The sequence below is a fragment of the Methylobacterium adhaesivum genome (assembly GCF_022179065.1).
In the GTDB taxonomy this organism is placed as follows: Bacteria; Pseudomonadota; Alphaproteobacteria; order Rhizobiales; family Beijerinckiaceae; genus Methylobacterium; species Methylobacterium adhaesivum.
This window is the reverse complement of the sequence record NZ_BPQD01000003.1, coordinates 483,207-497,037: the sequence shown is the minus strand read 5'-3', so window position 1 is coordinate 497,037 and position 13,831 is coordinate 483,207. Positions and strand designations below refer to the sequence as shown.

The following is a 13,831-nucleotide window of genomic DNA, read 5'->3' as shown; positions in this document are numbered from 1 at the left end:
TGGCACTCCAACTTTCCGCCAAGGTGTCTTGCGGTCTATAAGTGCTAGGGTCCGCACCACGCTCGTATGACACCGCGAAATTCGAGCGGTGCGGGAGGAAAAACACGATGTCAGATCTTTCGACCCTGCGCGGCCTGTCCGGTCTCGACACGCAGCCTCCATCCTTCAAGGGCTCGGCCCTCGTGATGATCGACCTGCAGGAGACCTATCGCCAGGGTGTGATGCGACTCGAAGGTGTCGAGCCCGCCCTTCAGGAAGCTGCCGACCTGCTCGTGCGGGCGCGGGATGCGGGCATCCCAATTATCCACATCCGGCACGATGCCGGACCGGGCTCACCCTACGACGTCACGGCACCGATCGGTCAGATCAGCAGTGAGGTGGCCCCTCAGGGCAGCGAGCCAGTGATCACGAAGGCCTACCCGAATGCGTTCGTCGGAACCGACCTCCAGGCGCAGTTGGAGGCGACGGGGGTGAAGGACATCGTCCTGGCAGGCTTCATGACGCACATGTGCATCAACTCCACGGCGCGCGGCGCCTTCAGCCTTGGGTTCCGGCCGACCGTAGTTGCCTCTTCTACGGCGACTCGCGATCTGCCTGCGCTGGACGGTTCGATTGTCCCAGCCGCGCAGCTTCAAGCGGCGAGCCTAGCCGCGCTCAACGACCTTTTCGCCGTGGTCGTAGGCAAACAGACCGACATCCTTGATTGAGGTTCGAGCTGCATACGAACGCAGTGGCCTGATTCCAGAATTGCGTCGGCATGGCATCATCCGAGCCGACGATTCCTTCTCTTCTGGTGGCTCTCTGCATGGTCAAGCAGATTGGATTTTGACCCGAGATCAGGGATCTGGCCACCGATCCCCACCCTTCACGCCGATCTGATCGGCCCGTCCCTCGCGCCGGGCGATCTCGACCGCGACGCGGCTCCAGAAGCGGCACTCGGTGGAGTGGCCGCCGGCCCTTTCCATTCGGGCCTGCTCGCGGGCGACGCGGTAGGCTAGGCCGCCGTGGACGGAGAGAAGATCGGTGGCCTTGCCCGCGACCTCCCAGCGGAACCGTGTCGGCATGAGGCGGTCACGAAGCCATCGTGGCAGGACCATCGCCAAAGCCTCGATCCTCCATCCACATTCACCATCCAAGATCGCAAACAAACTGCTCGACAACCTTAGGACGAACAAGCCATCCTCCCCGCAAAAGGGGAGGATGCTCAATGATTCGTGCACTGACGCTGGCTCTGATCGGGATCGGCGCTCTGCTCATAGCCCTCGGCACGGCCGATGCTCGCAACACGCCGTGCTCGCAGGGCAAGGGCGGGATCAAGGCATGCCAGAACGGCAAGTTCCTTTGCCAAGATGGCAGCATCAGCGCTTCGAAGAAAAAGTGTTCCCGTTGAGGGCCGCATTCGGAGCAGTCGCCATTCTGCTGCTGTGCACGGCGGCGGAGGCGGAAACGGTTACGGGCCGAGCATCAGTCATCGACGGTGACACGCTCGACATTCGCGGGCAGCGATTCCGCCTTCAGGGTGTCGATACACCGGAGAGCTCGCAGATGTGCGGTGACGCTGCTGGCAGGGACTACCCTTGTGGGCGTAAGGCGGCCTTCGCGCTCGCGGACAAGATCGGCTCGGGAAACGTCGCGTGCGATGTCGTGGACAAGGATCGATATGGTCGCTCGGTCGCGATCTGCCATCTCGGCGCCGAAGATCTGAACGGCTGGCTCGTCGCCCAGGGCTGGGGCATGGCCTACCGCCAATACTCCAAGGCCTATGTCTCGCTGGAAGACGAGGCAAAGGCTGCGAAGCGGGGAATCTGGGCTGGCCCGTTCACGCCACCGTGGGATTGGCGCAAGGGCAAGCGGGAAGGCGATGCACCTGGGGCCGCCGCCATCACGCCGGCGCCTGCCTCTCCAACGACGAAGGCCCCGGCGGCTTCAGCGGCGGGCTGCCAGATCAAGGGCAACATCAACCGAAAGGGCGATCAGATCTATCACGTGCCCGGATCTCGAGACTACGACAAGACCGTGATCGACGTCGGCTCAGGCGAACGCATGTTCTGCTCCGAGGACGAAGCGAAGGCGGCTGGGTGGCGGGCTCCGAGAGGGTGAAGGCCTCTCCCGAGGGCCACGTGATCGCCGGGTGACAGCCCTGGTTTTACTGGGATCAGGCGCCGAGCAGGCTCGGGATCACAGAGCGCAGGCGGGAGTACCCGCGTGTCGCCCTCGGCCAAGCGGCCTCGTCCCACGCCCGTCGCACCCGCAGGCTACCCTGGGGCAGCGCAGCTGCCGATGGCCCGACGGGTGCCCAAGCCGTCACCACGGGAAGCCCCCCGCTCCAGTCGGTTCCAACATCGCCGGCCGGACACCCAAAATGCGCCTCGGCGCGGGCCAGGGCGTCAGCCATGGCGGCCATGTCCGCCGACCTGACGCGCCTGGACGCGCCGTCCGCATGGGCGATCAGGCCGCCGAGCCGAACCACCTTCGCATCCCCCAACGGCAGACTTTCCGGGTGAAGATCGTCGAGGTGGAGGAGCAACGCGATCTCGCCCCTCGGGGCGGCGTCGCCCCGTGGCAGCGGCACCTCGCGCGGCGGCATCGCCTCGTCCAGGGCGTCCGGATATTCGTCGAGCCCTACGGGATCGAAGCGTCCGTCCGTATAGCGCCGGATGTTCTCGGCGCGTGCGACGTAGTGCTTGCCGCGCGTGTGCAGGCCCGCGACCCAGCGCCAGGACAGGGTGTTGCTCGCCGGGTCGCCGTCGAGGAGATGACGCAGGAAGAAGTCGGCCCCGAGCGCCCAGGGGAGGCGCAGGGTGAAGATCCAGATGGAGGCGAACCACATCCTGGCGTGATTGTGGAGCCAGCCCGTGGCGACGAGTTCGCGAGCCCAGTCGTCGAAGCCGTCGATGCCTGTCCGTCCTTCGACCGCCGTTGCATAGGTCCGCCGCAGGCCGGGTTCGGCGGCGAGGCGGTCATGGCCCGCCGCGGCCAGCGTGCGATAATCCGCCCAGGCGGCGGGATGGGTCTCCAGGTGGCCCTTGAAGTAGGTTCGCCAGAACACCTCCGAGACGAACTTCTCCGCCCCGCCATCACCGAAGGCCCGGTCGGCGGTGGCGACCACCTCGGCCTCCGTGATCAGGCGCCGGCGGAGATAAGGCGAGAGGCCCGAGGTGGTCGCCTCGGCTTCCGGCCCCCGGTCGGTGTTGCGGTTGGCGGCATAGGCCGCGCCCGCGCCTGCGAGGAAATCGGAGAGGCTGTCGAGGCCGGCGGCGCGGGTCAGGGGGAAGCTGCGGTCCATGTGCCTGACCTAGGGTCGCCAGGGCGTAAGGCCGATGCGACTCAATCCACCGACGCGGTGGCGGCCGTCCTACCAGCAGGCAGGCGGGACGAGGCGTGAACAGAGTGTGCGGGCCTTTGTGCGGCCGAAAACACCGTCTGTTCTAATTTGTCCGATTTGTCTGCAGGGCTAAGTGCTGATTTCCCTAGGGAAATTTGGCTGGGGCGCCAGGATTCGAACCTGGGAATGGCGGTACCAAAAACCGCTGCCTTACCACTTGGCGACGCCCCATCGCTGCTGAGTGTCTCCCGCGAAACTCCCGCGGCGCCGCTATCTCCAGAACGGGATCCAGCAGCGATCGGGAGTTTGGTGAGGCACTCTCAGGCCGGCTGGTGTCTAGACGCAGCAGCCGATGCTGGCAACAGGGGGGCGGCGGCTTTATCAGCGGCGTGGAGTGCGGGGAGCAGGCGAATGGCGGATCGGATCGCGATGGTGACCGGGGCCGGGTCGGGGATCGGCCGGGCGGTGGCCCTCGGGTTGGCGGAGGCGGGCTACGCCGTGGTGCTGGCGGGGCGCCGGCTGGACCGGCTCGAGGGTGTGGCCGAGGCCGTGCGGGGCAGGGGTGGGGAGGCCCTTGCCGTCGTGACCGATGTCGCCGATCCGGAGGCCGTGGCGCACCTGTTCGACCGGACTCGGGACAGCTATGGTCGCCTCGACGTCCTGTTCAACAACGCCGGCGTGTTCACCCCCGGGGTCCCCGTCGACGAGGTCAGCCTCGCCGATTGGCGCACAAGCGTCGACGTGAACCTCACGGGCGCGTTCCTGTGCACGCAGGGCGCGTTCCGGCTGATGAAGGCGCAGGCCCCCCGGGGCGGGCGCATCATCAACAACGGCTCCATCGCGGCCCAGGTGCCGCGGCCGAACTCCGCGCCGTACACCGCGACGAAGCACGCCATGACCGGGCTCACCCGCGCCACCTCCCTGGACGGCCGGGCCCACGACATCGCCTGCGGCCAGATCGACGTCGGCAACGCCGCGACGGAGATGACGGAAGGCTTCGGCCACGGCGCCCGGCAGGCCGATGGCAGCATCCGGCTGGAGCCGGTGATGGATGCCGCCCACGTGGCGCAGGCCGTGGTCTACATGGCGGGGCTGCCGCTCTCGGCCAACGTCCAGTTCATGACCGTGATGGCGACGAAGATGCCGTATATCGGCCGGGGCTGAGGCCGCCCTGGCGGCTTTGCGCTCAGGGGCGGAAACGCCTACACAGCCTCACCCTGGCCCGCCGCTCCCGGCAAGGCCGTCCGCCTTTCCTCGCGGACACCGGAACGCCGTTGCCCGCCATGCTGATGCAGACAGACACCAAACCCACCGACGCGAAAAGCGACCCCGTCGCCCGGCGCCGCACCTTCGCGATCATCTCGCACCCGGATGCCGGCAAGACCACGCTGACGGAGAAGCTACTCTTGTTCGGCGGCGCCATCCAGCTCGCCGGCGAGGTCAAGGCCAAGCGCAACCGCGTCTCGACCCGTTCGGACTGGATGGGCATCGAGAAGGAGCGCGGCATCTCCGTCGTCACCTCGGTGATGACGTTCGAGTACGGCGACTGCGTCTTTAACCTCCTCGACACTCCCGGCCACGAGGACTTCTCGGAGGACACCTACCGCACGCTCACCGCCGTCGATTCGGCCGTGATGGTGATCGATGCGGCCAAAGGCATCGAGGCGCGCACGCGAAAGCTGTTCGAGGTCTGCCGCCTGCGCGACATTCCCATCGTCACCTTCGTGAACAAGCTCGACCGCGAGGCCCGCGACCCGTTCGAACTCTTGGACGAGATCGAGAAGGTCCTGGCGCTGGATGTGGCGCCCGTGACCTGGCCCATCGGCCGGGGCCGGAACTTCGCCGGCACCTACGACCTCGGCAACGGCCGGGTCCGCCGCCTCGATGCGGCGGACGATGCCGGCACCGTGCCGGTGACGGGGATCGACGATCCCTTGTTCGACACCCTGCTGACGGAGAACGGCGAGGCCGCCACCTGGCGCGAGGAGGCGGAACTCGCCGAGACCGGCCTCAAGCGCTTCGACCTGCAGGCGTTTCGCGAGGGGCATCTCACGCCGGTGTTCTTCGGCAGCGCCTTACGCAACTTCGGGGTGCGCGACCTCATCGACGGGCTGGCGCGGTTCGCGCCGCCGCCGCGCGGCCAGGACGCCGACAAGCGCCTCGTGGAGCCCACCGAGCCGAAGATGACCGGCTTCGTGTTCAAGATCCAGGCGAACATGGACCCCAACCACCGCGACCGCATCGCCTTCATGCGGGTGTGCTCGGGCCGGCTCAACCGGGGCATGAAGGCCAAGCTCGTGCGCACGGGCAAGCCGATGTCGCTTTCGGCGCCGCAATTCTTCTTCGCCCAGGACCGCGCCATCGCGGACGAGGCCTTCGCGGGCGATGTCGTCGGCATCCCCAACCACGGGACCCTGCGCATCGGCGACACCCTCACGGAGGGCGAGGAGATCGTGTTTCGCGGCGTGCCGAGTTTCGCACCCGAGATCCTGCGCCGGATCAAGCTGACCGACGCCATGAAGGCGAAGAAGCTGCGCGAGGCCCTGCAGCAGATGGGCGAGGAGGGCGTCGTGCAGGTGTTCCGCCCGCATGACGGCTCCCAGGCCATCGTGGGCGTGGTCGGGGCCTTGCAGCTCGACGTGCTGAAGGAGCGCCTCCAGGCGGAATACGGCCTGCCCATCGACTACGAGCCGACCCGATTCTCCATCTGCCGCTGGATCACGGCCGACAAGGAGACCGACCTCGACAAATTCATCGGCAGCCACGGCTCGGCCCTGGCGAGCGATCTCGACGGGGCTCCGGTGTTCATGGCCACCACCGCCTTCTCGCTCCGCTACGAGGAGGAGCGGGCCCCCGAAGTGCGCTTCTCCGACATCAAGGACTATCAGAAGCGGGCCGCCTGACGCGGTCCCCGAAGCCGGGCCGAGCGGTTCCGGCACGGATCGTCACGAACACAGAAGCCGATCGATCGCCCTGTAGGCCGCAGCGTAGTCGGTGAGGTGAAGGCCGTCCTCCGTCGCGCCCGGACGGGCGATGTCGAACGCGGCGCCGCGATAGCTTGCATACGGGTCCACCGTCGTACACCCGAGGCGCGCGCAGACGCGGGCCTGACGCCGCGTCAACGCGGCGATTCCCGCACGGTCGAGATACCGGTCGAGGGACGTGCTGGCGGGCGGAACGGCCGCGACGACGACCCGGTCGGCGAGACGGGACAGGCGTTCGACGACACCCGTGAGCTCCGCCTCGTAGCGATCCGCGACCTCGCGGCGCGTGAGCGTGACCTTGCGCTTGAGGTGGTTGGTGCCGAGGGTGACCACCGCCACGGCCGGGCGGCTCCTGAGCGTCAGCATGTCGAGGAACGCGCTGTAATCGCTGGCCTTCGCACCCGAGACGCCGGCATTGAGGATCCGGCGACCGCAGGACACGGGCTCGGGTCGCGCCAGTTCGACATGGGAATCGCCGGCCAGCAGAATGTAGCCGTCGGCGAGATTGCCCGAGATGTAGGCGACGACATGGGCCCGCCCCGCGCCGTAGCCACGCACCGTGCGACTTTGCAGGACCGAGGCGACGTCGAAAGCGACGAATCCCGTCGCGCCGACCAGCAGGATGGCACCCACGAGCAGGCAGGGGAGACGCGACAGGAGGCGTCGTCCGAAGCGCGAGGGTGCGGCGGGTGCATCGGGCGCAACCGACGGCGGGGCGAGCGTCCGTTGCCCGTGCGGGACGCGGCATCCCTTGCGACGGGACAACGCCGCCTCACCGTCTCCCATGGGAGATGTCCTGGGACAAACCGTCCCGACGGGCGGCATGGAATGTCTCGGACGATGCAGGTCCGCTCCAATCGGTATCCCGCCACGCGTCCGCGATCCCGTCATCGGTGAAGAGGATCGCCAGGATCCATAGGCCGGTCAGGACGAGGAACAGGATTTCACACAGGCCGAGGTCGGCCCCGCGCGTCTTGCGGACCCGCCGCGTTGCCCTGACCGGCAGCACGGGCGCCGCCGAACCGCGGACGAAACGCCCCCGTGAGCGGGTGGGCTGAAGAGGTTCCTGGAGCGAGGACATCGCGCATCCGTGACGATCTATGTGGGACTTATTCCCACGCTAGAACCACGCCGCCTCTCATTTGGCAAGATGATTCGGCTCGCCCCCTCGGGCGTTCGCGCATGCGGCTGCCTCACCGCCGGATCGCCGGCGGCGCGAGAGCCAGTCCCGTTCGTGAGGTCTCCGCCGACCGGCGACCCGCGCGAGCCGACAGGCGGGTCGTGGCGTTCGCCCCGTCGAGGAGGGCGGGCGAGGTCGCACCGGCTCACGCCGGGAGGCTGTCCTCCGGGGCGCGCAAGCGGTAGCCGACCCCCGTTTCGGTGAGGAGGATGCGGGGCCGCTCCGGGTCCTGTTCAAGCTTCTGGCGGAGCTGGCGCATGTAGACCCGCAGGTATTGCGGATCGGACGAGGTCGAGACCGCCTTCATGAGCTGGGCGTGGGTGAGGGGCTTGCCCGCGTGCTGCACCAGGACGCGCAGGAAATCGTACTCGCGGGGCGTGAGCTTCACCTCCTCGCCGCGCACCCGGACGAGGCGGCGGACGAGATCGACCCGCAGGCCGTCGACCTCGAACACCGCCCGCTCGCCCTGGACGGCGAGGCGGTGGCGCAGGGCCGCACGGATGCGGGCGAGGAGTTCGCCCATGCCGAAGGGCTTCGTGACGTAGTCGTCGGCGCCGAGATCGAGGGCCTCGACCTTGCCCGGCTCGTCGTCGCGGCTCGACAGGACGACGACGGGCAGATCGGGATGGCTCGCCCGGATGCGGGCGAGGAGATCGTGGCCGCGCATGTCCGGCAGGCCGAGATCGAGGAGGACGAGGTTCACGGGCGTCCCGCCCAGGAGGTCGAGGGCGGTGCGGGCGTCGGGGGCCTCGACGACATGGTGGTCCTGGGTGGCGAGCCCCATGCGCAGGAGCTTCCGGATCGGCGGCTCGTCGTCGACGACGAGGATGCGGGTGCTCATGATGCGGCTGCTCTCGTGGCCCTGTCCGGACGGCGCCCCTCCGGCGGCACCGGCAGGACGAGGGTGAAGACGGCGCCCAAACGGTCGGCGCGGTTGGCGGCCGTGAGGGTGCCGCCCATGGCCTCGACGAAGCCGCGGGCGATGGCAAGGCCGAGGCCCGTCCCCGCCCGGACACTGTCGCCCTTGGGCACGCGGTAGAACTTGTCGAACACCCGCTCGACATCGGCGGGCGGCAGGCCCTCGCCCTCGTCGGAGATCCGCAGGCGGACATGCGCCCCGTCCGCTTCGCCCGCCACGGTGAGCGTGGACTCCTCGGGGGCGTATTTCGCGGCGTTGTCGAGGAGGTTGACCAGCACCTGCTCGAACAGCACCGGGTCGAGGCGCAGGGCCGGCAGGCTCGCCGGCAGGTCGAGGACGACGCGGTGGTGGGCGAGGATCCTGTCCATCCGGCGCAGGGCCGTGTCGACGATCTCGGCAACATCCTGGGCCGTGAGGTTCGCCGCGACCGCCCCGGCTTCGAGGCGCGTCATGTCGAGGAGGTTCGCGATGAAGCGGTTGAGCCGCTCGGATTCGGCGATGATCGTGGCGAGGAGGTCCGCCTTCGCCTCGCGCGGCAGGGCCGCATCGAGGTCGCGCAGGGTGGTGGCCGCGCCCAGCACCGATGCCAGCGGCGTGCGCAGGTCGTGGGAGATGGAGGTGAGGAGCGCCTGGCGCAGGCGGCCGGTCTCGGCGGCGCGTTCGGCCCGGTCGAGGTCCTCCACGAGGCGCACCCGCTCGAGGGCGAGGGCCGCCATGTCGGCGAGGGCGTCGAACAGGCGCCGGGCTTCCGGGGTGAGGATCGGCCCCGCTTCGTCGGTGTCGAGGCCGACGACGCCGACGCGGCCGCGCCCCGTGCGCAGGGGCAGGAACAGCCGCCGGGCGCCCGGCAGGGTGTCGGCGCCCCGGCCCGCCGGCCGGGCGTTGTCGAAGGCCCATTGCGCCGCGCCGAGGTCGGCGGCGTCGAGGCGGTCCTCGGGCGGGAAGCCGGCCCGGACGGAGACGGGTGCCCTGGCGTCGTCCTCGGGCAGCAGCACCACCACGCGGGCCTTGAGCAGGGCGGCCATCTGCGCCGAGGTCGCCCAGAGCACGTCGTCGAGGGTGGCGCAGGCGGCGAGCGTGCGGCTGAAGCCGTAGAGCCGTTCCGTCGCCCGGGCGCGCGCCTGCGAGACCACGGCCTCCCGGCGCGACCGGGAGGCGAGGTTCGAGACCACCACCGCCACCCCGGTGAACAGCACGAAGGCGGCGATGTTGGTCGGGTCCGCGATGGTGAAGGTGTAGACCGGCGGCAGGAAGAAGAAGTTGTAGGCGAGCGACGCCGTCACCACGGCGAGGAGCGAGGGGCCGAGGCCGAAGCGCACCGCCACCGCCACGATGGCGGTGAGCAGGATGAGGTCGGCGCTCTCGACGCCGAGGACCGGCTCCAGCAGCACGGCGAGGCCGAGGCCCGCCGCCGTCGCCAGGACGCCGAGGGCGTAGGGCAGGGCCTCGAAGGGGGATGCCACCGGGGCCGTCGCCACGGTCTTTCGCGGCACGCGGTCCGCCTCGGCCGCGTCCCCGGCGATGACGTGGATGCTGATGGACCCCGAGCGCCGGATGAGGTCGTGCACCACCGAGCCGTTCAGGAGTTCGAACCACGCCGGCCGGTCGGCCTTGCCGAGGATGATGTGGTTGACGTTGGCCGCCCGCGCGTAGGCGAGGACGTCGTCGGCGATGCGTCGGCCGCCCGGCAGGGTCACGGCATCGCCGCCGAGGCGGTCGGCGAGGCGCAGGGTGTCGGCGATGCGGTCGCGCGCCGCTTCGTCGAGGGACAGGCTGCGGGCGCCCTCCACCGTGAGGGCGGTCCAGGGCGCGTGCAGGCGGTCGGCGAGGCGCTTGGCGTGGCGCACGAGGCCGGCGCAGCGCGGGTCCTCGTCGATGCAGACGAGGACCCGCTCCCCGGCGCCCCACGGCCCCGCGATGGCGTTGGCCCGCATGTGGCTCAGGAGTTCGTCGTCGACCCGGTCGGCCGTGCGCCGGAGCGCCAGTTCGCGCAAGGCCGTGAGATTGCCCCGCGAAAAGTAGTGCCGCAGGGCCCGCTCGGCATGGCCCGGCCCGTAGACCTTGCCGTCCTTCAGGCGCTGGATCAGATCGTCGGGGTGGAGATCGACCACCGCGATGTCGTCGGCCCGGTCGAGGATGCCGTCCGGCACCGTCTCGCGCACCCGCACGCGGGTGATCTGAGCCACCACGTCGTTCAGGCTCTCCACGTGCTGGATGTTGAGCGTGGTGTGGACGTCGATCCCGGCGTCGAGGAGTTCCTCCACGTCCTGATAGCGCTTCGGGTGGCGGGCACCGGGGGCGTTGGTGTGGGCGAGTTCGTCCACGAGGGCGAGGGCCGGCCGGCGGGCGAGGACGGCGTCGAGGTCCATCTCGCGCAGCATCGCCCCGTGATACGGCACGGCGGAGAGGGGAACGGCGGGGAGGCCCTCGACCAGGACCTCGGTCTCGGGGCGGCCATGGGTCTCGACGACGCCGATGACCACATCCGTCCCGGCCCTCAGCCGCGCGTGGCCGACGGTCAGCATCTCGCAGGTCTTGCCGACGCCGGGGGCGGCCCCGAGAAAGATCTTGAGGCGCCCGCGCCGGCCGTCCGCGCGTTTCGCAGCCGCCAGCAGCGCCTCGGGGGAGGGGCGGTACGGTTCGGCGGGCAGGCTCGACACGGGCATGAAACGCATCCGGCGCGGTTACCTTCGGTCGATCTCGTCGAGGGCGAGGTTGAGGGCGAGGACGTTGACGCGGGGCTCGCCGAGAACGCCCAGCAGCCGGCCCCGGACCCCGTCGTCGACGAGACGGCGGACCCGGTCCTCCGACAGATTACGCGCCTTCGCGACCCGGGGCACCTGGAACAGGGCGGCCTCAGGCGAGAGATCGGGATCGAGGCCCGAACCGCTCGCCGTGACGAGGTCGACGGGCACCGGCTCGCCGGGATTCTCGGCCCGGCGCGCGGCGAGGTCGGCCGCCACCCGCTCGGCCAGGGCGGCGCTCGTCGGGCCGAGGTTGGAGCCCGACGAGTTGGCGGCGTTGTAGGGCGACGCCACGGTCTTCGTCGCGTCCGCCGGGTCGGCGGCGGTCGTCGCCGAGGGGCGACCGTGGAAGTACGCGTCCGCCGTGAAGGACTGCCCGATGAGGCTCGAGCCGACGATCCGGCCGTCGCGCTCGATCAGGCTCCCGGCGGCCTTGGCCGGAAAGATCACCCCCGCCAGACCGGTGAGCGCGAGGGGATAGGCAAGGCCCGTGATCAGCGTCAGGGCGACGAGGAGGACGAGGGCGGGGCGAAGGGGATTCGGCATGGGAGGCTCCTGAGACCGGGGCGGACGGATCAGACGAGGTGCAGGGCGGTGACGGCGAGGTCGATGGCCTTGATGCCGACGAACGGCACGAGGAGGCCGCCGAACCCGTAGATCGCGAGGTTGCGCCGCAGCAGCGCGCCGGCGCCCACGGGCCGGTAGGACACCCCCCGGAGGGCCAGGGGGATCAGGGCGACGATCACGAGGGCGTTGAAGACGATGGCCGAGAGGATGGCGCTCTGGGGCGAGGCCAGTCGCATGACGTTGAGGGCCTGGAGCTGTGGATAGAGGCCGAGGAACATCGCCGGGATGATGGCGAAGTACTTCGCCACGTCGTTGGCGATGGAGAAGGTGGTCAGCGCCCCACGGGTCATGAGGAGCTGCTTGCCGATCTCGACGATCTCGATGAGCTTCGTCGGGTCGGAGTCGAGGTCGACCATGTTGCCGGCCTCGCGCGCCGCCACCGTGCCGGTGTTCATGGCGACGCCGACATCGGCCTGGGCGAGGGCCGGGGCGTCGTTGGTGCCGTCGCCGCACATGGCGACGAGCTTGCCCTGCGCCTGCTCCTTGCGGATCAGGGCCAGCTTGTCCTCCGGAGTGGCCTGGGCGAGGAAGTCGTCGACGCCGGCCTCGGCCGCGATGGCCGCCGCCGTCATCGGGTTGTCGCCGGTGATCATCACCGTGCGGATGCCCATCCGGCGCAACTCCGCGAACCGCTCGCGGATGCCGCCCTTCACGATGTCCTTCAGGTAGACGATCCCGAGGAGTTGCCCGTCGCGGACGACCGCCAGGGGGGTGCCGCCCGCCTTGGCGACGTCCTCGGCGATGGCCTGGATCTCGCGCACGGTCTCGCCGGCCATGCCGGGGCTGTACGCGAAGGCGGCGCCGGAGCCCCGCGTCGCCATTGGCTGGGGGCTCACCGAGGCGATGATGGAGTCCACCGCACCCTTGCGGATGGATGACCCGTCGAGGTCGACGCCGCTCATCCGGGTCTGGGCGGTGAACGGCACGAAGGTGGCGTTCAGGCTCGCCATGTCGCGGGCGCGCAGGCCGTACGCCTCCTTCGCCAGCACCACGATGGAACGGCCCTCGGGCGTCTCGTCGGCCAGCGACGCCAACTGAGCCGCGTCGGCCAGATCCCGCTCCGAGACGCCGCGCACGGGCCGGAACTCCGTGGCCTGGCGGTTGCCGAGGGTAATGGTGCCGGTCTTGTCGAGGAGGAGGGTGTCGACGTCGCCCGCTGCCTCGACGGCGCGGCCCGACATGGCGAGCACGTTGAACCGCACCAGCCGGTCCATGCCGGCGATGCCGATGGCCGAGAGCAGGGCGCCGATGGTGGTGGGGATGAGGGTCACGAACAGGGCGACGAGGACGATGACCGGGATCGCACCGCCGGCATAGGCGGCGAAGCTCGGGATCGAGGCGACGGCGAAGACGAAGATGAGTGTCAGGCCGGCGAGCAGGATGTTGAGGGCGATCTCGTTCGGGGTCTTGCGGCGCGCGGCGCCCTCGACGAGGGCGATCATCCGGTCGACGAAGGTGGAACCGGCGGCGGCCGTGATCCGCACGTCGATCTCGTCGGACAGCACCTGCGTGCCGCCGGTGACGGCCGAACGGTCGCCGCCGGATTCACGGATCACGGGGGCGGACTCCCCGGTGATGGCGGCCTCGTTGACGGAGGCGACGCCCCGGATCACCTCGCCGTCGGACGGGATGATCTCACCGGCCGCGACCCGCACCACGTCCCCGACCTTCAGGTCATGGCCCGGCACGACCTCTTCCGCGGCGCCGGCCAGGCGCCGGGCCGTGGTCTCGGTGCGGGTGCGGCGCAGGCTGTCGGCCTGGGCCTTGCCCCGCCCCTCGGCGACGGCCTCGGCGAAGTTGGCAAACAGAACGGTGAACCAGAGCCACAGGACGATCTGGCCGGAAAAGGCGAGGTCGGTGCCCCCCGCGAGGACGTCGCGGGCGAACAGGACCGTGGTGAGGACGGCCACCACCTCGACCACGAACATCACGGGATTGCGGATCATGCTGCGGGGGTCGAGCTTGGTGACGGCTCCCAGGAGCGCCGGCCCGAGGAGGGCGGCACTGAACGGGCGTGTGGAAGGCTGGCGGGCCATGGGCGTGTGTCCGGAT

General features: G+C 69.8%; 13 protein-coding genes and 1 tRNA gene. 5 read left to right on the top strand and 9 right to left on the bottom strand.

Annotation, left to right across the window (positions count from 1 at the left end):
- Positions 1–107: 107 nt before the first annotated feature.
- A complete protein-coding gene (locus tag MFF01_RS06125) occupies positions 108–707 on the top strand; it encodes a cysteine hydrolase family protein (protein ID WP_238222992.1) in 600 nt (199 codons plus the stop codon).
- A 129-nt stretch (positions 708–836) separates the two neighbouring features.
- Here the strand turns inward: MFF01_RS06125 and MFF01_RS06120 are convergent, their stop codons facing one another.
- Entirely contained in the window at positions 837–1,064 is a 228-nt protein-coding gene (locus MFF01_RS06120) for a hypothetical protein (protein WP_238222991.1), read from the bottom strand.
- 143 nt (positions 1,065–1,207) lie between these two features.
- On the opposite strand from MFF01_RS06120, the gene MFF01_RS22225 reads away from it, so the two are divergent.
- Complete coding sequence (locus tag MFF01_RS22225) at positions 1,208–1,390, top strand: YdcA family protein (protein ID WP_494337861.1); 183 nt, start codon at positions 1,208–1,210, stop codon at positions 1,388–1,390.
- The gene (locus MFF01_RS06115) at positions 1,321–2,100 is read left to right on the top strand and encodes a thermonuclease family protein (protein WP_238222988.1); all 780 of its coding nucleotides are present in this window, start codon (positions 1,321–1,323) and stop codon (positions 2,098–2,100) included. The genes MFF01_RS22225 and MFF01_RS06115 overlap by 70 nt, the downstream gene beginning before the upstream one ends.
- A gap of 55 nt (positions 2,101–2,155) precedes the next feature.
- Here the strand turns inward: MFF01_RS06115 and MFF01_RS06110 are convergent, their stop codons facing one another.
- Entirely contained in the window at positions 2,156–3,286 is a 1,131-nt protein-coding gene (locus MFF01_RS06110; protein ID WP_238222986.1) for an FAD-binding domain-containing protein, read from the bottom strand.
- Positions 3,287–3,481: 195 nt separating this feature from the next.
- A tRNA-Gln gene (locus MFF01_RS06105) sits at positions 3,482–3,556 on the bottom strand.
- Positions 3,557–3,736: 180 nt separating this feature from the next.
- On the opposite strand from MFF01_RS06105, the gene MFF01_RS06100 reads away from it, so the two are divergent.
- Complete coding sequence (locus MFF01_RS06100; RefSeq protein ID WP_238222984.1) at positions 3,737–4,489, top strand: SDR family oxidoreductase; 753 nt, start codon at positions 3,737–3,739, stop codon at positions 4,487–4,489.
- Positions 4,490–4,608: 119 nt separating this feature from the next.
- Entirely contained in the window at positions 4,609–6,228 is a 1,620-nt protein-coding gene (locus MFF01_RS06095) for a peptide chain release factor 3 (protein ID WP_238222983.1), read from the top strand.
- Between the two features lie 42 nt (positions 6,229–6,270).
- Here the strand turns inward: MFF01_RS06095 and MFF01_RS06090 are convergent, their stop codons facing one another.
- From MFF01_RS06090 to kdpB, 6 genes are all read right to left on the bottom strand, one after another.
- Positions 6,271–7,095 carry an SGNH/GDSL hydrolase family protein gene (locus MFF01_RS06090; protein WP_238222981.1) on the bottom strand — a complete coding sequence of 275 codons (825 nt, stop codon included), beginning with the start codon at positions 7,093–7,095 and terminating at the stop codon, positions 6,271–6,273.
- Complete coding sequence (locus MFF01_RS06085) at positions 7,082–7,390, bottom strand: hypothetical protein (RefSeq protein WP_238222979.1); 309 nt, start codon at positions 7,388–7,390, stop codon at positions 7,082–7,084. The genes MFF01_RS06090 and MFF01_RS06085 overlap by 14 nt, the downstream gene beginning before the upstream one ends.
- 244 nt (positions 7,391–7,634) lie before the next feature.
- Positions 7,635–8,330, bottom strand: coding sequence for a response regulator transcription factor (locus tag MFF01_RS06080; protein WP_238222977.1), 696 nt, complete (start codon positions 8,328–8,330; stop codon positions 7,635–7,637).
- Positions 8,327–11,074, bottom strand: coding sequence for a DUF4118 domain-containing protein (locus MFF01_RS06075; RefSeq protein ID WP_238222976.1), 2,748 nt, complete (start codon positions 11,072–11,074; stop codon positions 8,327–8,329). The genes MFF01_RS06080 and MFF01_RS06075 overlap by 4 nt, the downstream gene beginning before the upstream one ends.
- A gap of 18 nt (positions 11,075–11,092) precedes the next feature.
- A complete protein-coding gene (locus tag MFF01_RS06070; protein WP_238222974.1) occupies positions 11,093–11,698 on the bottom strand; it encodes a K(+)-transporting ATPase subunit C in 606 nt (201 codons plus the stop codon).
- A 29-nt stretch (positions 11,699–11,727) separates the two neighbouring features.
- On the bottom strand, positions 11,728–13,815 hold the full coding sequence (gene kdpB, locus MFF01_RS06065; RefSeq protein WP_238222970.1) for a potassium-transporting ATPase subunit KdpB: 2,088 nt from the start codon (positions 13,813–13,815) through the stop codon (positions 11,728–11,730).
- Positions 13,816–13,831 lie beyond the last annotated feature (16 nt).